Origin of the sequence: Metapseudomonas otitidis (assembly GCF_011397855.1) — a bacterium.
GTDB lineage: Bacteria > Pseudomonadota > Gammaproteobacteria > Pseudomonadales > Pseudomonadaceae > Metapseudomonas > Metapseudomonas otitidis.
This window is the reverse complement of the sequence record NZ_AP022642.1, coordinates 4,017,941-4,038,454: the sequence shown is the minus strand read 5'-3', so window position 1 is coordinate 4,038,454 and position 20,514 is coordinate 4,017,941. Positions and strand designations below refer to the sequence as shown.

At 66.4% G+C, this 20,514-nt stretch carries 15 protein-coding genes; 7 read left to right on the top strand and 8 right to left on the bottom strand.

Translation table 11 applies throughout. The features are described 5' to 3' along the window. Window positions 1-191 precede the first annotated feature (191 nt). Entirely contained in the window at window positions 192-2,066 is a 1,875-nt protein-coding gene (locus tag PotMrB4_RS18530) for a SurA N-terminal domain-containing protein (RefSeq protein WP_074968211.1), read from the top strand. Between the two features lie 99 nt (window positions 2,067-2,165). Here the strand turns inward: PotMrB4_RS18530 and fabI are convergent, their stop codons facing one another. The 6 genes from fabI to PotMrB4_RS18500 are packed head-to-tail and all read right to left on the bottom strand — an operon-like array spanning window position 2,166 to window position 10,388. Continuing rightward, a complete protein-coding gene (gene fabI / locus PotMrB4_RS18525; protein WP_172434167.1) occupies window positions 2,166-2,960 on the bottom strand; it encodes an enoyl-ACP reductase FabI in 795 nt (264 codons plus the stop codon). 18 nt (window positions 2,961-2,978) lie between these two features. Continuing rightward, a complete protein-coding gene (locus tag PotMrB4_RS18520; RefSeq protein WP_142007934.1) occupies window positions 2,979-4,586 on the bottom strand; it encodes an ABC transporter ATP-binding protein in 1,608 nt (535 codons plus the stop codon). A gap of 1 nt (window position 4,587) precedes the next feature. Further along, the gene (locus PotMrB4_RS18515; protein ID WP_044408315.1) at window positions 4,588-5,607 is read right to left on the bottom strand and encodes an ABC transporter permease; all 1,020 of its coding nucleotides are present in this window, start codon (window positions 5,605-5,607) and stop codon (window positions 4,588-4,590) included. A gap of 1 nt (window position 5,608) precedes the next feature. After that, window positions 5,609-6,694, bottom strand: coding sequence for a microcin C ABC transporter permease YejB (locus tag PotMrB4_RS18510; protein ID WP_044408312.1), 1,086 nt, complete (start codon window positions 6,692-6,694; stop codon window positions 5,609-5,611). Then, window positions 6,694-8,562: an extracellular solute-binding protein gene (locus PotMrB4_RS18505; RefSeq protein WP_172434166.1), complete on the bottom strand. Its 1,869-nt coding sequence runs from the start codon at window positions 8,560-8,562 to the stop codon at window positions 6,694-6,696. Before PotMrB4_RS18505 ends, PotMrB4_RS18510 begins: the two co-directional genes overlap by 1 nt. Then, complete coding sequence (locus PotMrB4_RS18500) at window positions 8,559-10,388, bottom strand: extracellular solute-binding protein (protein WP_172434165.1); 1,830 nt, start codon at window positions 10,386-10,388, stop codon at window positions 8,559-8,561. Before PotMrB4_RS18500 ends, PotMrB4_RS18505 begins: the two co-directional genes overlap by 4 nt. A gap of 228 nt (window positions 10,389-10,616) precedes the next feature. On the opposite strand from PotMrB4_RS18500, the gene PotMrB4_RS18495 reads away from it, so the two are divergent. Then, a complete protein-coding gene (locus tag PotMrB4_RS18495) occupies window positions 10,617-12,068 on the top strand; it encodes an HDOD domain-containing protein (RefSeq protein WP_172434164.1) in 1,452 nt (483 codons plus the stop codon). Here PotMrB4_RS18495 and PotMrB4_RS18490 read toward each other — a convergent pair. Both PotMrB4_RS18490 and gloB read right to left on the bottom strand, forming a co-directional pair. Beyond that, entirely contained in the window at window positions 12,056-13,639 is a 1,584-nt protein-coding gene (locus PotMrB4_RS18490) for a LysM peptidoglycan-binding domain-containing protein (protein ID WP_074968201.1), read from the bottom strand. The genes PotMrB4_RS18495 and PotMrB4_RS18490 overlap by 13 nt on opposite strands. 100 nt (window positions 13,640-13,739) lie before the next feature. After that, window positions 13,740-14,519, bottom strand: coding sequence for a hydroxyacylglutathione hydrolase (gene gloB / locus PotMrB4_RS18485; RefSeq protein WP_172434163.1), 780 nt, complete (start codon window positions 14,517-14,519; stop codon window positions 13,740-13,742). Window positions 14,520-14,647: 128 nt separating this feature from the next. Here gloB and PotMrB4_RS18480 point away from each other — a divergent pair, with 128 nt between their 5' ends. The 5 genes from PotMrB4_RS18480 (at window position 14,648) to PotMrB4_RS18460 (ending at window position 20,408) form a co-directional block, all read left to right on the top strand. Next, on the top strand, window positions 14,648-15,412 hold the full coding sequence (locus PotMrB4_RS18480; RefSeq protein WP_044408297.1) for a class I SAM-dependent methyltransferase: 765 nt from the start codon (window positions 14,648-14,650) through the stop codon (window positions 15,410-15,412). A gap of 18 nt (window positions 15,413-15,430) precedes the next feature. Next, window positions 15,431-15,856, top strand: a complete 426-nt coding sequence (rnhA, locus tag PotMrB4_RS18475) for a ribonuclease HI (protein ID WP_069560315.1) — start codon at window positions 15,431-15,433, stop codon at window positions 15,854-15,856. Window positions 15,857-15,914: 58 nt separating this feature from the next. Further along, window positions 15,915-16,652 (top strand): DNA polymerase III subunit epsilon, encoded by a 738-nt coding sequence (gene dnaQ, locus PotMrB4_RS18470; protein WP_074968197.1) that lies wholly within the window; start codon window positions 15,915-15,917, stop codon window positions 16,650-16,652. A gap of 124 nt (window positions 16,653-16,776) precedes the next feature. Then, window positions 16,777-19,032, top strand: coding sequence for an arginine/lysine/ornithine decarboxylase (locus PotMrB4_RS18465; RefSeq protein ID WP_172434162.1), 2,256 nt, complete (start codon window positions 16,777-16,779; stop codon window positions 19,030-19,032). 17 nt (window positions 19,033-19,049) lie between these two features. Next, the gene (locus PotMrB4_RS18460; RefSeq protein ID WP_172434161.1) at window positions 19,050-20,408 is read left to right on the top strand and encodes an amino acid permease; all 1,359 of its coding nucleotides are present in this window, start codon (window positions 19,050-19,052) and stop codon (window positions 20,406-20,408) included. The last annotated feature ends 106 nt before the right edge of the window (window positions 20,409-20,514 follow it).

Genomic DNA, 20,514 nt, shown 5'->3' with positions numbered 1-20,514 from the left:
CATCCGCCTCCGGACTAGCTCGGAGGCGGCTCGGGGAAGCAAGGCAGTCAGCCTGCCGAGGGGCAACCCTCCGGCTACCCCGACAGTTAAGAGAAGGCGCATCCTCGGATGCGCCTTTCTTTTATCCGGACCCAATCTTCTACCCGCTCTGCACGGCTGTTTGAGTCAGTACAGTCGTTTCTGGGGGACCCATGCTGCAGAACATCAGGGACAATTCACAGGGGTGGATTGCCAAGACCATCATCGGCGTCATCATCGCTCTGCTGGCGCTGACCGGTTTCGATGCCATTTTCAATGCCACCAGCCATCGTCAGACGGCGGCCGAGGTGAATGGTGAGGAAATCTCCCAGAACCAGCTGTCGCAAGCCGTGGACATGCAGCGTCGCCAGTTGATGCAGCAGCTCGGCAAGGATTTCGATGCCTCCATGCTGGATGACAAGCTGTTGCGTGAAGCTGCGCTCAAGGGCCTGATCGACCGCAGCCTGCTGCTGCAGGGCACCAAGAGCGCGCATTTTGCGTTCTCCCAGCAGGCCATCGACCAACTGATCGTCCAGACGCCCGAGTTCCAGGACAACGGCAAGTTCAGTGCCGACCGCTTCGACATGGTCCTGCGCCAGATGGGCTACACCCGCCTGCAGTATCGCCAGGAGCTGGAGCGCGAGATGCTCATCGGTCAACTGCGTGCCGGTCTTGCCGGTAGCGGCTTCGTGACCGATGACGAGGTTCGTGCCTTTGCCCGCCTGGAGAAGCAGACCCGCGATTTCGCCACCCTGACCTTCAAGGCCGATCCCAAGGCCACCCAGGTCAGCGACGACGAGGTCAAGGCCTACTACGACGAGCACAAGGCCCAGTTCATGAGCCCCGAGCAGGTCGTGCTGGAGTACGTCGAGCTGAAGAAGGATGCGTTCTTCAGCCAGGTCTCCGTGAGCGACGACGAGCTCAAGGCCCAGTACGAGAAGGAAATCTCCAACTTGTCCGAGCAGCGTGATGCCGCTCATATCCTGGTGGAGGTCAACGACAAGCAGACCGAGGAACAGGCCAAGGCGAAGATTGACGAGATCAAGCAGCGCCTGGACAAGGGTGAAGACTTCGCCGCCCTGGCCAAGGAATTCTCCCAGGACCCCGGTTCGGCCACCAACGGCGGTGATCTCGGCTTTGCCGGCCGTGGCGTCTACGAGCCCGCCTTCGAGGACGCCCTCTACGCCCTCAAGCAAGGTGAAGTCTCCGCTCCAGTGCGCACGCCCTACGGCCTCCACCTGATCAAGCTGCTGGCCGTGCAGGCGCCCGAGGTGCCCAGCTTCGCCAGCCTGAAGGACAAGATGGAGCGCGATCTCAAGGCGCAACGCGTCGAGCAGCGTTTCGTCGAGGCGACCAAGCAGCTGGAAGACTCCGCCTTCGAAGCGTCCGACCTGAGCCAGCCGGCCCAGGAACTGGGGCTCGAGGTGAAGACCAGCGCCCCGTTCGGTCGTGAAGGCGGCGAAGGCCTCGCGGCCAACCGTCAGGTGCTTCAGGCTGCTTTCAGCACCGAAGTGCTGGAAGATGGCGCCAACAGCTCGGCCATCGAGCTGGACCCGGAAACCGTTGTCGCCCTGCGCGTGAAGGAGCACAAGAAGCCCGAGCAGCTTGAGCTGGCTTCTGTGCAGGACAGCATTCGCCAGCACCTGCAGCAGGAGAAAGCCACCGAGGCCGTCAAGGCCAAGGGTGATGCCCTGCTGGCCAGCCTGCGTGAAGGCAAGACCCCGGTCGACCAGGCCCAGGACGGCCAGACCTGGAACGTGGTGGAAGCCGCGACCCGTGGGCAGGAGGGCGTCGATCCTTCCCTGCTGCAGGCCGTGTTCCGCATGCCCAAGCCGGCTGCCGCCGACAAGCCCAGCTTTACCTCCGTGGCGCTGAAGAACGGTGACTACGTGCTGGTACGCCTGAACGGTGTCAGCCAGCCCGACGAGACCCTGTCCGAGCAGGACAAGGCCATGTACAGCCGCTTCCTGGCGTCCCGCAGTGGCCAGCAGGACTTCGCGGCATACCGTCGCCAGCTGGAAGCCGATGCGAAGATCGAGCGTTACTGATCCGCGTGGGCTGATGAAGAAACCGCCTTCGGGCGGTTTTTTCTTGCCCGCAGGAAATGAAAAGCCCGCACAAGGCGGGCTCGGTTGCGCAGTGAGGAGTCAGTCCTCCAGCGGCCCCATGGCGGTGGTGTTGAAGCCGCCGTCCACGTAGAGGATCTCGCCGCTGATGCCCGAGGCCAGGTCCGAACAGAGGAAGGCCGCTGCATTGCCCACTTCCTCGATGGTCACGTTGCGTCGCAGGGGCGTCTGGCGCTCGCTTTCTGCCAGCATGTTGCGGAAATGCTTGATGCCCGAAGCCGCCAGGGTGCGGATCGGGCCGGCAGAGATGGCGTTCACCCGGGTGCCTTCAGGGCCCAGGCTGCCGGCCAGGTAGCGTACGCCGGCCTCAAGGCTCGCCTTGGCCATCCCCATCACGTTGTAGTTGGGCAGGGTGCGCTCGGCGCCGAGGTAGGAGAGGGTGAGCAGGCTGCCGTGGCGGCCTTTCATCAGTGTGCGGCCAGCCTTGGCCAGGGCGATGAAGCTGTAGGCGCTGATGTCGTGGGCGATGCGGAAGCCGTCGCGGGTGGTGACCTCGGTGAAGTCGCCATCCAGTTGGTCGCCGGGTGCGAAGCCCACGGAGTGAACGATCACATCGAGCCCATCCCAGCGTTGGCCCAATGCCTCGAACACGGCGGCGATCTCCTCGTCGCGGGCGACGTCGCACGGGAAGCACAGATCCGGGCCGGAGCCCCACTCCTGGGCGAATTCCTCGACCCGGCTGCGCAGCTTGTCGTTCTGGTAGGTGAAGGCCAGCTCGGCGCCTTCCCGGTGCATGGCGGCGGCGATGCCCGAGGCGATGGACAGCTTGCTGGCCACCCCGACGATGAGGACGCGCTTGCCGGTGAGGAATCCCATGTGGCGGTTCTCCTGGGTTCAGTGAGCGGTAGACGGCGCCAGGAAGGCGGCTTCCAGCAGTTGCTGGGTGTAGCTGTGCTGGGGGGCGGAGAAGATGGCCTCTGCCGGCCCTTGCTCCACCACCTGGCCGTGCTTGACCACCATCAGGTGGTGGCTGAGGGCGCGCACCACGGCCAGGTCGTGGCTGATGAACAGGTAGGTCAGGTTGTACTTGGCCTGCAGGTTGCGCAGCAGGTCGACCACCTGGCGCTGCACGGTGCGGTCCAGCGCCGAGGTGGGTTCGTCCAGCAGGATCAGTGCGGGCTTGAGCACCAGGGCGCGGGCGATGGCGATGCGCTGGCGCTGGCCGCCGGAGAATTCATGGGGGTAGCGGTGCCGGGTCTCGGGGTCGAGGCCCACCTCGCGCAGGGCTTCGATGATCGCTGCTTCCTGCTCCGCCTCGCTGCCGATGCCGTGGATGCGCAGCCCCTCACCGACGATCTGGCCCACGCACATGCGCGGGCTGAGGCTGCCGAAGGGGTCCTGGAAGACAACCTGCATCTGCCGGCGCAGTGGTCGCACCTCCTTCTGCGAGAGTCCTTCGAGCGCCTGCCCCTGGAAGCGGATCGCGCCTTGGCTGCCCAGCAGGCGGAGGATGGCCAGGCCCAGGGTCGACTTGCCGGAGCCGCTCTCGCCGACGATGCCCAGGGTCTGCCCCTGGCGCAGGGTGAAGCCGATGCCGTCCACCGCCTTCACATGGTCCACGGTCCGGCGCAGCAGGCCCTTGCGGATCGGGAACCACACCTTGAGGTCGTCCACCTCCAGCATGGCCGGTCCTTCGCTGGCCGGCACGGGGCCGCCGCTGGGCTCGGCTGCCAGCAGCTCGCAGGTGTAGGGGTGCTGGGGGGCCTTGAACAGCGCCTGGCAGTCGGCCTGCTCGACGATGCGCCCGCGCTGCATCACGCACACCCGGTGGGCCACGCGGCGCACCAGATTGAGGTCGTGACTGATGATCAGCATTGCCATGCCCAGGCGCGCCTGAAGGTCCTTGAGCAGGTCAAGGATCTTCAATTGCACGGTCACGTCGAGGGCGGTGGTGGGTTCGTCGGCAATCAGCAGTTCCGGCTCGTTGGCCAGGGCCATGGCGATCATCACCCGCTGGCGCTGCCCGCCTGACAGCTCGTGGGGGAGGGCACGCAGGCGCTTCGCCGGCTCGGGAATGCCGACCAGCTCCAGCAGCTCCAGGGTCCGTCGGGTGGCCGCCTTGCCGGTCAGGCCCTTGTGCAGGGCCAGCACCTCGTTGATCTGCTTCTCGATGCAGTGCAGCGGGTTCAGTGAGGTCATCGGCTCCTGGAACACCATGGCGATGCGGTTGCCACGGATGCCGCGCAGGCGCGCCTCCGGGAGCCGGAGCAGGTCGTCGCCGCCATAGCGGATATGCCCGCTCGGGTGGCTGGCCAGCGGGTAGGGGAGCAGGCGCAGGATGGAGTGCGCAGTCACCGACTTGCCGGAGCCACTCTCGCCCACCAGGGCCAGGGTTTCGCCCTTGCGGATGTCGAAGCTCACCCCTTCCACCACCGTCTGGGTCGTGTTGCCGGCACTGAAGGCGACGGAGAGGTCGCGGATTTCGATCAGGTTCTCGCTCATCTCACTTCCTCGGGTCGAAGGCATCGCGGGCGGCTTCGCCGATGAATACCAGCAGCGTCAGCATCAGGCCCAGTACGGCGAACGCGCTGATGCCCAGCCAGGGCGCCTGCAGGTTGGACTTGCCCTGGGATACCAGCTCACCCAGGGACGGTGCGCCGGGGGGCAGGCCGAAGCCGAGGAAGTCCAGTGCCGTCAGGGTGCCGATGGCGCCGGTGAGGATGAAGGGCAGGAAGGTCATGGTGGAGACCATGGCGTTGGGCAGGATGTGGCGGAACATGATCGCGCCGTTCTGCATGCCCAGCGCCCGCGCAGCGCGCACGTACTCCAGGTTGCGGCCGCGCAGAAACTCGGCACGCACCACGTCCACCAGGCTCATCCAGGAGAACAGCAGCATGATGCCCAGCAGCCACCAGAAGTTCGGCTGCACGAAGCTGGCCAGGATGATCAGCAGGTAGAGCACCGGCAGCCCGGACCAGATCTCCAGGAAGCGCTGCCCGGCCAGGTCCACCCAGCCGCCGTAGAAGCCCTGCAGGGCGCCCGCGGTGACGCCGATCACCGCGCTCAGCAGGGTCAGGGTCAGGGCGAACAGCACCGAAACGCGGAAGCCGTAGATGACCCGGGCGAGCACGTCGCGGGCCTGGTCATCGGTGCCCAGCAGGTTGTCGGCGGACGGCGGCGCGGGAGCGGGAACCTTCAGGTCGTAGTTGATGGTGTCGTAGCTGAAGGGGATCGGCGGCCAGTACATCTCGCCGTCGCGCGCGGCGATCAGTTCCTTCATGTACGGGCTGCGGTAGTTGGCTTCCAGTGGGAATTCGCCGCCGAAGGTGGTTTCCGGGTAGCGCTTGAAGGCGGGGAAGTACCACTCCCCGTCGTAGCGGATGGCCAGGGGCTTGTCGTTGGCGATCAGCTCCGCGCCCAGGCTGAGGACGAACAGCGTGAGGAACAGCCAGAGGGACCACCAGCCACGTTTGTTGGCCTTGAAGCGCTCGAAGCGACGGCGGTTGATGGGCGATAGGCGCATGTCAGCCCTCCCGGCTTTCGAAGTCGATGCGCGGATCGACCAGGGTGTAGGTGACGTCGCCGATGAGCTTCACCAGGAGGCCCAGCAACGTGAAGATGAACAGCGTGCCGAACACCACCGGGTAGTCGCGGTTGACCGCCGACTCGAAGCTCAGCAGGCCCAGACCGTCGAGGGAGAAGATCACCTCGATCAGCAGCGAGCCGGTGAAGAACATGCCGATGAAGGCCGCCGGGAAGCCGGCGATGATCAGCAGCATGGCGTTGCGGAACACATGGCCGTACAGCACGCGGTTCTCCGAGAGGCCCTTGGCGCGCGCGGTGATCACGTACTGCTTGTTGATCTCGTCGAGGAAGCTGTTCTTGGTGAGGAAGGTGAGGGTGGCGAAGTTGCCGATCACCAGCGCCGTCACCGGCAGGGCCAGGTGCCAGAAGTAGTCGAGCACCTTGCCGCCCAGGCTCAGTTCGTCGAAGTGGTTGGAGGTCAGCCCGCGCAACGGGAACCAGTCGTAGTAGCTGCCGCCGGCGAACAGCACGATCAGCAGGATGGCGAACAGGAAGGCGGGAATCGCGTAGCCGACGATGATCGCGGTGCTGGTCCAGACGTCGAACACGCTGCCGTGCCGCACAGCCTTGGCAATGCCCAGGGGTACCGAGACCAGGTACATGATCAGGGTGCTCCAGAGCCCGAGGGAGATGGACACCGGCATCTTCTCCAGGATCAGGTCGGTCACCTTGGCATCACGGAAGAAGCTGTTGCCGAAATCGAAATGCAGGTAGTTCTTCACCATCAGCCAGAAACGTTCCGGTGCCGGCTTGTCGAAGCCGTACATCTTCTCGATTTCCTTGATCAGCTCCGGGTCCAGGCCCTGGGCGCCGCGGTAGTTGGAGCCGGCCACGGAGACCTCGCCGCCGCCTCCGGAGATGCGCCCGGTGGCGCCACCGGAGGCCGCGTCGAAGCCTTCCAGCTTGGCGATCATCTGCTCCACCGGTCCGCCGGGGGCGGCCTGGATGATGATGAAGTTGATCAGCAGGATGCCGAACAGGGTGGGGATGATCAGCAGCAGGCGCCGCAGGATGTAGGCGAGCATCAGCGGGCGTCCTGTTGCGGTTCGGTGGCCGGGGCCTCGGGCGTGTCCGTAGCCTCAGCAGCGGGCGTGGCACCGGGCTCCTGCCACCAGGTGAACAGGCCTAGATCGTACTGCGGCGTTGCGGCGGGGCGCTGGAGCTGGTCCCAGTAGGCGACGCGCCAGGTGTCGACGTAATAGTTGGGAATGGCGTAGTGCCCCCACAGCAGGACGCGGTCCAGCGCCCGCGCATGGTCGATCAGGCTCTGCCGGGAGTCGGCGCGGATCAGGCCTTCCACCAGGGTGTCCACGGCCGGATCGCGCAGGCCGATGAAGTTGCGACTGCCCGGGCTCTCGGCGCTGCGGGAGTGCCAGAACTCCATCTGTTCGTTGCCCGGCGAGTTCGACTGGCCCCAGGTGGCGGGAATCATGTCGTAGTCCCGCGAGCGCAGGCGGGTCATGTACTGGGAGACATCGACACGGCGGATCACCAGTTCGATGCCCAGCTCGGCCAGGTTGCGCTTGAACGGCAGGATCACCCGCTCCAGGTTGGCCTGGGCAATCATGATCTCGAAGCTCAGCGGCTTGCCGTCCGGCCCCACCATGCGGTCGTTCTCGATGCGGTAGCCGGCCTCGGTGAGCAGCTTGTAGGCGTGGCGCTTCTGGTCGCGGATGATGCCGCTGCCGTCGCTGACCGGTAGCTGGAAGGGCTGGGTGAAGACCTCGTCGGGGATCTTGCCGCGCAAGGGTTCGAGGATCTTCAGCTCGGCTTCGGTCGGCAGGCCGCTGGAGGCCATCTCGGAGTTCTCGAAATAGCTGCGGGTGCGCTTGTAGGCGCCGAAGAACAGCTGGCGGTTGGTCCACTCGAAGTCGAACAGCGAGGCGATGGCCTCGCGCACGCGGCGGTCCTGGAACACCGGCCGGCGGATGTTGAAGGCGAAGGCCTGCATGCCCACCGGGTTGTGGTTGGGGATGGCCGTCTGGGTGATGTGCCCCTTGCGCAAGGCCGGGCAGTCGTAGCCGGTGGCCCAGTCCTTGGCGGAGTACTCCAGGTTGAAGTCGAACTGACCGGCCTTGAAGGCTTCCAGGGCGACGGACATGTCGCGGTAGTAGTCGACGCTGATGGCGTCGAAGTTGTAGTAGCCACGGACCATCGGCAGGTCCTTGCCCCACCAGTCCTTGACCCGTTCGAAACGGATCGAGCGCCCGGCTTCCACCTGGGCGATGCGGTAGGGGCCACTGCCCAGGGGCGGCTCCAGGGAGGCTTTGGCGAAGTCGCGGGTGCTCCACCAGTGCTTGGGCAGGACCTGGATCTGCCCGAGGATCAGCGGCAGCTCGCGGTTGCCCGGGTGCTTGAAGTCGAAACGCACGCGCTGGGCGTCTTCGGCCACCACCTTGTCTACGTCGGAATAGTAGTGGCGGTACATCGGGTCGCCGTGCTGCAGCAGGGTCTGGAAGGTGAAGACCACGTCCTCGCTGGTCACCGGAGTGCCGTCGTTGAAGCGGGCCTTGGGGTTGAGATAGAAGCGCACGAAGCTGTTGTCCGGCGCTTTCTCGATCTTCTCCGCCAGCAGGCCGTACTCGGTGAACGGCTCGTCCGGGGAGTGGAAGGTCAGGGAGTCGTAGATCAGGCCCAACTGGCTGGCCGACGTGCCCTTGGGGATGAAGTCGTTGAGGCTGTCGAAGCCACCGTAGCTGGCCAGGCGCAGGGTGCCGCCCTTGGGGGCGTCCGGGTTGACCCACTCGAAGTGCTTGAAGCCCGCCGGGTACTTGGGGGCTTCGTCATACAGCGTGATGGCGTGCCGAGGTTCGCACTGGGCCAGGCCGGCGAGGCCGAGCAGCAGGGCGCCGCAGCCGGCCAGGCACCAGGTGCGCAGGGGGTTCGTGCTCATCGGGTGTTCTCCGTGGGCTTCTGCCACCACGCACGCAGGCCCAGGGTGTAGGGCGGCGTGGTGACGAAGGCGAACCGGTTGCGGTACGCCAGGCGATGGTAGTTGAGGTACCAGTTGGGAATGCTGTAGTGCTGCCACAGCAGCGTGCGGTCCAGTGCGCGGCCGGCGGCCACCTGCTCGTCGCGGGTGCGGGCGCCCAGCAGGCGCTCCAGCAGGGCGTCCACCACCGGATCGGCGACGCCGGCGTAGTTCTTGCTGCCCTTCACGCCGACCTGGCTGGAATGGAAGTACAGCGACTGTTCCAGTCCGGGGCTGAGGCTCTGGGGCAGGGTCATGAGGATCATGTCGTAGTCGAAGTGGTCCAGGCGCTGCTTGTACTGGGCGCGGTCGACGGTTCGCAGGGTGACGTCGATGCCGATGCCCGCCAGGTTCTCGGCGTAGGGCTGGAGGATGCGCTCGAGGTTGGGGTTGACCAGCAGGATCTCGAAGCGCAGCGGCTCGCCGCGTGTGTTCAACAGGCGCTGGCCGGAGAGCTTCCAGCCGGCATCGCCCAGTAGACCCAGCGCCCGGCGCAGGGTTTCACGCGGGATGCCGCGCCCGTCGGTTGTCGGCACCTTGAACGGCTCGGTGAACAATTGGGCCGGCAGCTGCCCCCGATACGGCGAGAGCAGCAGCCATTCCTGTCCCTCGGGCTTGCCGGTGGCGGTGAATTCGCTGTTGGGGTAGTAGCTGGCGGCCCGCAGGTAGGCGTTGTTGAACAGGGCGCGGTTGGTCCATTCGAAGTCGAACATCAGCCCCATGGCCTCGCGCACGCGGCGGTCCTGGAACACCTTGTGGCGGGTGTTCATGAACAGGGCCTGGGTCTGGGTGGGGATCTGGTGCGGAATCTCGGCGCGGATCACATCGCCTCGGGCCACGGCCGGGAAGCGGTAGCTGTTGGCCCAGTTCTTCGCCTGGTGCTCGATGTAGAAGTCGAACTCGCCGGCCTTGAAGGCTTCGAAGGCGACGTTGGCGTCGCGGTAGAACTCCACTTCGACCCGGTCGAAGTTGTACTTGCCCCGGTTCACCGGCAGGTCCTTGCCCCACCAGTCCTTGACCCGTTCGAACACCAGCCCGCGTCCGGGGCGGACCTGGATGATGCGATAGGGGCCGCTGCCCAGCGGGGGCTCGAAGGTGGTGGCCTTGAAATCACGATCCTTCCAGTAGTGCTGCGGCAGTACCGGCAGCTCGCCGAGGCGCAGGATCAGCAGCGGGTTGCCAGCGCGCTTGAGGACGAAGCGGATGCGGTGGCGGTTGAGGATGTCGACCCGCTCCACCTCTTGCAGGCTGGTGCGGTACTGGGGGTGGCCGCTGCCGACCAGCGTGCGGTAGGAGAAGGCCACGTCGTAGGCCGTGATCGGCTTGCCGTCGTGAAAGCGTGCTTCCGGGCGCAGGTTGAAGACCACCCAGCTGCGGTCCTCGCTGTACTCGACGCTGGAGGCGATCAGGCCATAGCTGGAGGCGGGCTCGTCCCCCGAAGGGTCATAGATGCCGGTGCCGACCATCAGCGGCTCGTTCAGCTCGGAGATGCCGTACTGCAGGAAGTTCGGCGTGGCCACCGGGCTGGTGCCCTTGAAGGTGTAGGGGTTGAGGGTGTCGAAGGTGCCGAATGCCATCAGCCGCAGGGTTCCGCCCTTGGGGGCGTCGGCGTTCACCCAGTCGAAATGGCTGAAATTGGCGGGGTATTTGAGGCCGCCGAACTGGGCATAGCCATGGCTCTCGCTGATTGTCGCGCTCGCGGCGGCGCTGGCGAACAGGCCGATCAGCAGGAGTATGAGGTGACGCATCAGGTGGGAATCCGGTCCGTGGTGCGCTGGGAAGGGGGCGTGCCGTGAGCCGTGCGGGGCATGAAAACCTCGGGCGGTATCAGCCGTCTCGCATCACCGAAAGGGCTGCAGGACGGGCGTTCTGGCCGGTACAGTAACAGCTTGTATCCACTGGAAAAAGGTCCGTCCCGAGTGGGGCTGGCCAGCACTTTGACTACACTTTTCCAAAACGTGCGGGGGTTCCTCATCTTGGGTTTACGCAGCCATGGTTTGCAGTCATGGATCGACAGGCTCACTCAGGCGGATCTGCCTGCTCTCGCGGCGGTCGTGTTCGACCTCCACAGCCTCGCCCAGCGCGATCACGCGTCCGTCCAGCAACTGGCCGACGTGCTGTTGCGCGATGCCGCGCTGACCTCCAAGGTCCTTCGGGTCGGTAACAGCGCCTACTACAACCCTTCCCAGGAGCCGATTCGTACGATCTCCCGCGCCATCGTGCTAGTGGGATTCGAGAACGTTCGCCTCATCGGCCTGTCCCTCAGCCTGATCGACGGCCTGTTGACCCGTGCTCCTCGTGAGCAGTTGCAGGAGCTGCTGGCGCGCTCCTTCCATGCCGCCGTGCAGGCGCGCAATATCGCTGGCTACGTGATCAGCCGTGACCAGGAAGAGGTGTTCATCGCCGCGCTGCTCTATCGCCTTGGGGAGCTTGCGTTCTGGGGCTGCGCCGGAGACCAGGCCGACGAACTGGCCCAGGCCCTTGCTCAACCCGGTGCGGATGAGGAGCAGACGGTGCGCGAGGTGCTGGGTACCAGCTTCCGCCACCTCACCACCGGGCTGATCAAGAGCTGGAACCTGGGCGAGGTGGCGGCGCTGGCCCGCGGTGGCGGTGCCCAGGCCGATCCGGCCGTCAGGGCCGTGACGCTTGGGGTGCAGGTCAGCGAGGCAGCGCTGGAGGGCTGGGACTCGCCGCAGATGGCGACGCTGGTCCAGCAGATGGCGCAGTTCATCGGTGTGTCCCCCGAGGAGGCGATGCAGCAGGTGCTGGCCAGTGCCGACGAGTCGGTGAAGGTGGCGGCGACCTTCGGTGCCAGCCGCCTGTGCGCGCTCATCCCGCCCACCGACCCCGAGCAACTGCTGGTGCAGCAGGCCCAGCGCAAGGCACGCCAGCTCCAGCCCGACCTGCTGCTGATGCAACAGGCCCTGCAAGACCTGGGCATGATGGTGTCCCGCCAGGCGGATGTCGGCCTGATTCTCGACACGCTGACGCGCGGCCTGCACCTTGGCGTGGGGTTGGAGCGTGTGATGGTGGCGGTGCTGGCTGACCGCCAGACCTGCTTCCGCGTCAAGCGGGTGGCCGGCGAGGGGACGGCGGACTGGCAACAGGGCTTCGAGCTACCGGTCGAGCAGCCGGAGCAGCCCCACCTGTTCAGCTATGTGTTGCGCAGCCGCGAGCCGCTTTGGATGGGCATTCCTGCCACGTGCACCCTGAACGACCTGATGACCCAGCCCATGCGCCGCTGGTTCGGCCAGGGAATGTTCTTCATTGCCCCGTTGTTCGCGGGGGCACGCCCGATCGGGGTGATCTACGCCGATTGCCGGCCCTCGGGGCGTGCGCTGAAGCACGAGCAGTTCGTCGCCTTCCAGCGCTTCGCCCAGTTGTCCGGGCGATGCCTGGCGGCGATCGGCAAGCCTCAGGGGAGGTAGAGGGTCAGGGTCTGGCCCGGCTTGAGCGCGTGGCCGCTGCGGGGATTCCAGCGCTGGATATGCTTCATCTCCACGTTGAAGCGCTTGGCGATGACATACAGCGAATCCCCTTCCTTCACCTTGTAGTAGGTCACCGCGTCGCGGCCGGCCTTGTCGGCCATCGCCACGGTACGGGTTGTAGTGCGGGTGCTGCTGGCGCCCTGCAGGGCGAGGGTCTGGCCGACCTTCAGGTGGGTACCGTTCAGGCGGTTCCAGCGCTTGAGGTCATTCACATCGACGCCGGTCTGCTTGGCGATCTGCCAGAGGTTGTCGCCGTTGCGGACCTTGTAGGTACGCGCCTTGGCGGCCGGCTCGTTGCGGGCCAGGTTCTGGAACACCGGCTGGGTCGGGGCGCGGCCGGCTTCCACGGGGATGCTGAGGCTCTGGCCCACCCGCAGGCGGTTCCCGGAGAGGCCATTGATTTCCTTGATGCTGGCGACGCTCACCTGGTAGCGGTTGGCGATGGCCTGCAGGTTGTCGCCGTTGCGCACCCGGTACTCCTGCCACTCCACCAGGTCCTGGGGGGCGAGGCTGGACAGGCTGGCCACCAGTTGCTCGGCCTTTTGGGTCGGTACCAGCAATTGTTGCGGGCCGTCCATGGTGATGCGGCGCTTGAAGGCCGGGTTGAGCTGGTAGAGCTCGTCCGCGTCCAGATCGGCCATCGCCGCCACACGGGACAGGTCCATGCGCTGCTTGAGTTCCACCACCTCGAAATAGGGCTCGTTGGCCACGGGGCTCAGGGCGATGCCGTAGGCGTCGGGTGCCAGGACCACTTGCGACAGGGCCAGCAGCTTGGGCACGTAGTCGCGGGTTTCCTGGGGCAGCGGCAGGTTCCAGTAGTCAGTGGGCAGGCCCACTTTCTGGTTGCGCTCGATGGCGCGGCTCACCGTGCCTTCGCCAGCGTTGTAGGCGGCCAGGGCCAGCAGCCAGTCGCCGTTGAACATCTCGTGCAGGCGTCCGAGGTAATCGAGGGCGGCGTTGGTCGAGGCGGTGATGTCGCGACGGCCGTCGTACCAGTTGGTCTGGCGCAGGTTGAAGTGACGACCGGTGGAGGGAATGAACTGCCACAGGCCCACCGCGTCCGCACGGGAGTAGGCGAAGGGGTTGTAGGCGCTCTCGATGACCGGCAGCAGCGCCAACTCCAGCGGCATCTCACGTTCTTCGAGGCGCTCGACGATGTAGTGGATATAGGGGTTGCTGCGTTGCGAGGCCTTCTCGACGAAGGACGAGTTGCTGACGAACCAGAGGCGTTGCTGTTCGATTCGCGGGTTGACGCCGATCTCGTCCTGCAGGGCGAAGCCTTTGCGCATGCGCTCCCAGATGTCCTGCGGTTCCTGCTCGACCTGCACCTCTTCCTGCCACTGAGTCTGCTGGTGCAGCTTGGCGGCCAGCGCCTTCTCCTGGCTGTCGTCCTCGGGGCGATGACCCATGCTCTGGCAGCCGGTGAGGGCGGCGGCGGAGACCAGCAATACAGCCCTTACGGCTCTTGCCAATGCGTCTAGATCAAGGGTTTTCGGCGGCGTAGACGGCATTGGTCGCTGGGCTTTTCCGGGAAAAAAGGTCGGGCGATTCTAGGAACCGACCCGGGGGTGGTCAAGTTTTCACCAGCTCGAATGTGACCTGAAGGGCGTTTCAGAACGTGTCCTTCCAGCTCCTCAGGGTGGCGAACACCGCTGCCGGGGCGGTGTGGCGGCTGCCGCTCCGTTTGTCGGCTGCGGCGATCACCGAGGCTTCCCCGACTCGCAGGAACGGATTGGTCTCGCGCTCCAGCGCAATGCTGGAGGGCAGGCTGACGCCGTCTTCCTCGCGCAGGCGGCTTACCGCCTCGAAGCGTTGTTCGATCGCCGGGTTGCCCGGCTCGACGGCGCAGGCGAAGCGCAGGTTGCCGAGGGTGTATTCGTGGGTGCAGTAGACGCGGGTCGGGGCGGGGAGGGCGGCGAGGCGAGACAGGGCCGTGTGCATCTGCTCGGCGGTGCCCTCGAAGAGGCGACCGCAACCGGCGGCGAACAGGGTGTCGCCGCTGAACAGCACCGGTGCGGTGGCATCGTCGTGGAAGTAGGCGATATGGCCCAGGGTGTGGCCGGGGACGTGGAACACCTCGAACATCAGGCCGAGCACCTCGATGCGCTCGCCGTCTTCCAGCGCCCGGTCCCGCGCCGGGATGGTCTCGTGGGCCGGCCCGTACACCGTGGCACCGGTGCGAGCCTTCAGCTCGGCCACCCCACCCACGTGGTCGCCGTGGTGGTGGGTGATCAGGATGTCGCTGAGGGTCCAGCCGGGGTGTGCCTCCAGCCAGGCCAGCACGGGGGCGGCGTCACCGGGGTCGACCACCGCACAGCGTCGTTCGGTCGCATCCTGCAACAGCCAGATATAGTTGTCGGAGAAGGCACGGATGGGGTCGATCTGTATCATGGGCCGCTCGCCTGTCTGTCAGCAAAAGCGCATCTTAGGGGCCGTGCCCCGGGGCGTCGAGCCGGTGTGGGCAGTGCCCGTCGTGCTGCCCGGATCGGCGGCCCCGTGTCCATCACCAGGAGGTTTCTGTGAACAGGCCACCCATCGCCCAGGCCGATCCCGCCTGGCTCGAGTTGATCGAGGACGCCCGCACCTGGTTCTCCGGCCCGCTGGGTGGGCTGATGCTGTTCGAGGAGCAGCGCCTGCTCGAGGACGAACTGGGGCGTTATTTCGGCGGCTACCTGGTTCACTACGGCCCCCGTGCCGAACTGCCGCCGGGTGCGCGGCAGATCCAGCGCAGCGTACATCTCGGCGCACCGTTGCCGGGGGTGGAGATCGCCTGCGACGAGAACGCCTGGCCCCTCTCCGAACATGCCGCCGATGTCGTGGTGCTGCAGCATGGGCTGGATTTCAGCCTCTCGCCCCATGGCCTGCTGCGTGAGGCTGCGCGCAGTGTGCGCCCTGGCGGTCACCTGCTGATCGTCGGGGTCAACCCCTGGAGCGCCTGGGGCGTGCGTCATTACTTCGCCGGGGACGCCCTGGGCAAGGCCCGCTGCATCGCGCCGAGCCGGGTCGCCGACTGGCTCAACCTGCTGGGTTTCGCGCTGGAGAAACGCCGCTTCGGGTGCTATCGTCCGCCGCTCGCTTCACCGGCCTGGCAATCGCGCCTGGCCTGGCTGGAGCGCTGGGGCGGCGCCGGGCAGTGGTTCGGTGCCGGCTTCTATCTGCTGGTGGCGCGCAAGCTGGTGGTCGGCCTGCGCCCGTTGCGCCAGAGTCGACGCGAGCCCATGGGCAAGCTGATTCCCATGCCGGTGGCGAAGGTCAGCCGGCGCGATTCGAAACACGAGGCATAAGTGACAGAACGGGTCGAGATGTACACCGACGGGGCCTGCAAGGGTAACCCCGGTCCCGGTGGCTGGGGCGTATTGCTCGTCTACAAGGGCGCCGAGAAGGAGCTCTGGGGGGGCGAACACGACACCACCAACAACCGCATGGAGCTGATGGCCGCGATTGCCGGCCTGGTAGCGCTCAAGCGGCCGTGCCAGGTGCGTCTGGTCACCGACTCCGAATACGTGATGCGTGGCATTCAGGAGTGGCTCCCCAACTGGAAGAAGCGCGGCTGGAAGACCGCCGCCAAGCAACCGGTGAAGAACGCCGACCTGTGGCAGTTGCTGGACGAGCAGGTCAGCCGCCACCAGGTGGAATGGCAGTGGGTGCGTGGGCACACCGGCCATCCGGGCAACGAGCGCGCCGACCAGTTGGCGAACCGGGGTGTCAGCGAGCTGGGCCCCCGTTAGAATGCGCCATCGCAATACCGCCTCCTGATCCAGACCCTCCATCTCACGGGCATCGAACATGCGTTACGTAGTACTGGATACCGAAACCACCGGCATGCCGGTGACCGATGGCCACCGCATCATCGAGATCGGTTGCGTCGAGCTTGAAGGGCGCCGCCTCACCGGTCGCCACTTCCACCAATACCTGCAGCCCGACCGCGAAGTGGACGAAGGCGCCATCGCCGTCCACGGCATCACCAACGAGTTCCTGGTGGGCAAGCCGCGCTTCAAGGACGTCGCCGACGAATTCTTCGAATTCATCAAGGGCGCCGAGCTGATCATCCACAACGCGGCGTTCGACATCGGCTTCATCAACAACGAGTTCGCCCTGCTGGGGCAGAGCGACCGTTCCGACATCGCCGAGCATTGCGGCGTGATCGACACCCTGATGATGGCGCGCGAGCGCCATCCGGGTCAGCGCAACAACCTCGACGCCCTGTGCAAGCGCTACGACGTCGACAACTCCGGCCGTGACCTCCACGGCGCACTGCTCGACGCCGAGATCCTCGCCGACGTCTACCTGGCGATGACCGGCGGCCAGACCAACCTGTCCCTGGCGGGCGAGGGCGGTGACGAGGGTGGCCGGCCCCAGGCCTCTCCCATCCGCCGCATCCAGGGCCGTGTGCCCGGCCGCGTGCTGCGGGCCAGCGAAGCGGAACTGGCGGCCCACCTGGAGCGGCTGGCAGTGATCGAGAAGGCCTCCGGCGGCCCGGCCCTGTGGGCCAAGCTGGAAGCACCGGCCACGCCCGAGGCGTGACCCGCGCCGATTTCACCGGCGCGACCTTTTCTTACAGGTGCTAGCGCCGGGGGTTACGCGACTCCCGGCGAGCTTCTACCCTGGCGTCCTGGGCGGGATGGACCCGCCGTACCGGGACGTCCTCATGTACAAAGACCTGAAGTTCCCCATCCTCATCGTCCACCGCGATATCAAGGCCGATACCGTCGCGGGGGAGCGCGTGCGCGGCATCGCCCACGAACTGGAGCGGGACGGTTTCGTCATCCTCTCCACCGCCAGTTCCGCCGAGGGGCGCATCGTCGCCTCCACCCACCATGGGCTGGCCTGCATCTTGGTGGCCGCGGAGGGCGCCGGGGAGAACCAGCGCCTGCTGCATGACGTGGTCGAACTGATCCGCGTCGCCCGGGTGCGAGCGCCGCAATTGCCGATCTTCGCCCTGGGTGAACAGGTCACCATCGAGAACGCCCCCGCTGAGGCGATGGCCGACCTCAACCAGCTGCGCGGCTTGCTGTACCTGTTCGAAGACACCGTGCCGTTCCTCGCGCGCCAGGTGGCGCGGGCTGCGCGCACCTACCTGGAGGGGTTGCTGCCGCCGTTCTTCCGCGCGCTGGTGGAGCACACCGCGCAGTCCAACTATTCCTGGCATACGCCCGGCCACGGCGGTGGCGTGGCCTACCGCAAGAGCCCGGTGGGGCAGGCCTTCCACCAGTTCTTCGGCGAGAACACCCTGCGTTCCGACCTCTCGGTGTCGGTGCCCGAACTGGGCTCGCTGCTGGATCACACCGGGCCGCTGGCCGAGGCAGAGGCGCGGGCGGCGCGGAACTTCGGCGCGGACCACACCTTCTTCGTCATCAACGGCACCTCCACCGCCAATAAGATCGTCTGGCACTCCATGGTCGGCCGCGATGACCTGGTACTGGTGGACCGCAACTGCCACAAGTCGATCCTCCACTCGATCATCATGACCGGCGCCATCCCGCTGTACCTGATGCCGGAGCGCAACGAGCTGGGCATCATCGGCCCGATCCCCCTGAGCGAATTCAGCCGCGAATCGATCCAGGCGAAGATCGACGCCAGCCCGCTGGCCCGCGGACGCGAGCCGAAGGTGCGCCTGGCGGTGGTGACCAACTCCACCTACGACGGGCTCTGCTACAACGCCGAGCTGATCAAGCAGACCCTGGGCGACAGCGTCGAGGTGCTGCACTTCGACGAGGCCTGGTACGCCTACGCGGCCTTCCACGAGTTCTACGCCGGCCGCTACGGCATGGGCACCGCGCGAGGGGCGGGCGGCCCGCTGGTGTTCACCACCCACTCCACCCACAAGCTGCTGGCGGCCTTCAGCCAGGCCTCGATGATCCACGTGCAGGACGGCGAGACCCGCCAGCTGGACCGTGATCGCTTCAACGAGGCGTTCATGATGCACATCTCCACCTCGCCCCAGTACGGGATCATCGCCTCGCTGGACGTGGCCTCCGCCATGATGGAAGGCCCCGCCGGGCGCTCGCTGATCCAGGAAACCTTCGACGAGGCCCTGAGCTTCCGCCGTGCCTTGGCCAACGTCGGGCAGAACCTGGCCGAGGACGACTGGTGGTTCAGCATCTGGCAGCCACCGAAGGTGGAAGGGCGCGACCAGGTCAGCACCCCCGATTGGCTGTTGCAGCCCCAGGCCGATTGGCACGGCTTCGGCGAGGTAGCCGACGACTACGTGCTGCTCGACCCGATCAAGGTCACCCTGGTGATGCCGGGCCTGACTGCCGACGGGCGTTTGGGCGAACGCGGCATTCCGGCGGCGGTGGTCGGCAAGTTCCTCTGGGAGCGCGGGCTGGTGGTGGAGAAGACCGGCCTGTATTCCTTCCTGGTGCTGTTCTCCATGGGCATTACCAAGGGCAAGTGGAGCACGTTGCTCACCGAGTTGCTGGAGTTCAAACGGCTCTACGACGCCAACGCGCCGCTGATCACCGCCTTGCCGTCCATCGCCCGTGCCGGCGGTGCCCGCTACCAAGGGCTCGGCCTGCGTGACCTGTGCGATGAACTCCACGGCTGCTACCGCGACAACGGCACCGCGCGGGCGATGCGGCGCATGTACACCACCCTGCCGGTGGCCGCCATGAAACCGGCGGACGCCTACGACAAGCTGGTGCGCGGCGACGTGGAGGCGGTGCCGCTGGATGCGCTGCAAGGGCGCATCGCGGCGGTGATGCTGGTGCCTTATCCGCCGGGCATCCCGCTGATCATGCCGGGGGAGCGCTTCACCGAAGAGACCCGCTCGATCATCGATTACCTGGCCTTCGCCCGGACATTCGACGAGTCCTTCCCCGGTTTCGACTCCGATGTGCACGGCCTGCAGCAGCAGGACACCCCGCAGGGCCGCTGCTATACCGTTGATTGCATCAAGGAGTGACTCGGCCTGGGGGCGCGATGAGCGACGAGCGAGCGGCGGTGCGCCGGGGCGGTGGCATGGGGTTCTGGACCTGCACCGCCCTGGTGGTGGGGAACATGATCGGGTCGGGCGTTTTCCTGCTGCCCTCCAGCCTGGCGGCCTATGGCGGGCTCAGCCTGTTCGGCTGGCTGATCTCCAGCACCGGCGCGGTCATCCTCGCGCTCACCTTCGCCCGGCTGGCGCGCCTCGCGCCCGGGGCGGGCGGCCCCTACGCCTACACCCGTGATGGCTTCGGTCCGTTCGCCGGCTACCTCTGCGCCTGGACCTACTGGAAGGCGGCCTGGATCGGCAACGCGGCCATCGCCGTGACGTTGGTGGGCTACCTGCAGGTGTTCTTCCCGTCCTTGCGCGACCCGGTGCTCACTGTGCTGGTGGCCATCGGTGCCATCTGGTTGTGCACCCTGATCAACCTGCGGGGCATCGGCGCCTTCGGCGTGGCGCAGAACATCCTCACCGCGCTGAAGCTGATCCCGCTGCTCCTGGTGGGCATTCTCGGCTGGTTCTCGTTCCACCCCGAGTACCTGCGCATCCCCGCACCCGAGGAGCTGCCGCCGGGAACCGGCGGCTACGCCAAGGCCATTGCCACCACGGCGGCGCTGACGCTGTGGTCCTTCATCGGCCTGGAGTCGGCCACCGTTCCGGCGGACGACGTGCGCGACCCGCGCCGCACCATTCCCCGTGCCACGGTGTTCGGCACCCTGGTAGCGGCGGCCGTGTACATCCTCTCCATCACCGCCGTGCAGGGCGTGTTGCCGCCTGAGGAGCTGGCGCGCTCCAGCGCGCCGTTCGCCGATGCGGCGCGGGTGCTGGTAGGGGAGTGGGGCTACCACCTGGTCGCGGCCGGGGCGGTGATCGCCTGCCTGGGGGCGCTCAATGGCTGGGTGCTGTTGCAGGGGCAGATCCCCATGGCCACCGCTCGCGACGGGCTGCTGCCCCATTCGCTCGGACAAACCAACCGCTGGGGCGCGCCGGCCAATGGGCTGCTGGTCTCGGCGGTGCTGGTGACCGCCCTGGTGTTCGTCGATGGCCAGGGCGAGCTGGTGGATGTGTTCAACGTGATCATCCTGCTCGGCACCATGACCGGCGTCGTGCCCTACGCCTTCTGCACCGCCGCGCTGCTGCAGTGGCTGGCAGTCAAGCCCGAGGCGTTCACCGAACGTGAGCGGGGCTGGGCGCTGCTCCTCGGCTCGCTGGGGTTCGTGTACGCCATCTGGGCGCTGTACGGCACCGGCGAGCAGGCGATCTTCTGGGGCTTCCTGGTGTTGATGGCGGGGATTCCGCTGTACAGCTGGCGGCAGTGGCGAAACCGCGTGGAAGACGCGCGGGCGAGCGGTTGAAGGCCGATGGCGTGGCCTGCATCACAGTGGTCGTCTTCGACTTTCGGTGGCCGCTTGTTATAGTTGCCGGGTTTGGAATTCCGCACTTTTCATAGCCCAGCAGCAG

Bases quoted from the DNA above. Each gene is read 5' to 3' on its own strand.
- PotMrB4_RS18530 (WP_074968211.1), top strand. From the start codon at position 192: ATGCTGCAGAACATCAGGGACAATTCACAGGGGTGGATTGCCAAGACC.
- fabI (WP_172434167.1), bottom strand. From the start codon at position 2,960: ATGGGATTCCTCACCGGCAAGCGCGTCCTCATCGTCGGGGTGGCCAGC.
- PotMrB4_RS18520 (WP_142007934.1), bottom strand. From the start codon at position 4,586: ATGAGCGAGAACCTGATCGAAATCCGCGACCTCTCCGTCGCCTTCAGT.
- PotMrB4_RS18515 (WP_044408315.1), bottom strand. From the start codon at position 5,607: ATGCGCCTATCGCCCATCAACCGCCGTCGCTTCGAGCGCTTCAAGGCC.
- PotMrB4_RS18510 (WP_044408312.1), bottom strand. From the start codon at position 6,694: ATGCTCGCCTACATCCTGCGGCGCCTGCTGCTGATCATCCCCACCCTG.
- PotMrB4_RS18505 (WP_172434166.1), bottom strand. From the start codon at position 8,562: ATGAGCACGAACCCCCTGCGCACCTGGTGCCTGGCCGGCTGCGGCGCC.
- PotMrB4_RS18500 (WP_172434165.1), bottom strand. From the start codon at position 10,388: ATGCGTCACCTCATACTCCTGCTGATCGGCCTGTTCGCCAGCGCCGCC.
- PotMrB4_RS18490 (WP_074968201.1), bottom strand. From the start codon at position 13,639: ATGCCGTCTACGCCGCCGAAAACCCTTGATCTAGACGCATTGGCAAGA.
- gloB (WP_172434163.1), bottom strand. From the start codon at position 14,519: ATGATACAGATCGACCCCATCCGTGCCTTCTCCGACAACTATATCTGG.
- rnhA (WP_069560315.1), top strand. From the start codon at position 15,431: ATGTACACCGACGGGGCCTGCAAGGGTAACCCCGGTCCCGGTGGCTGG.
- dnaQ (WP_074968197.1), top strand. From the start codon at position 15,915: ATGCGTTACGTAGTACTGGATACCGAAACCACCGGCATGCCGGTGACC.
- PotMrB4_RS18465 (WP_172434162.1), top strand. From the start codon at position 16,777: ATGTACAAAGACCTGAAGTTCCCCATCCTCATCGTCCACCGCGATATC.
- PotMrB4_RS18460 (WP_172434161.1), top strand. From the start codon at position 19,050: ATGAGCGACGAGCGAGCGGCGGTGCGCCGGGGCGGTGGCATGGGGTTC.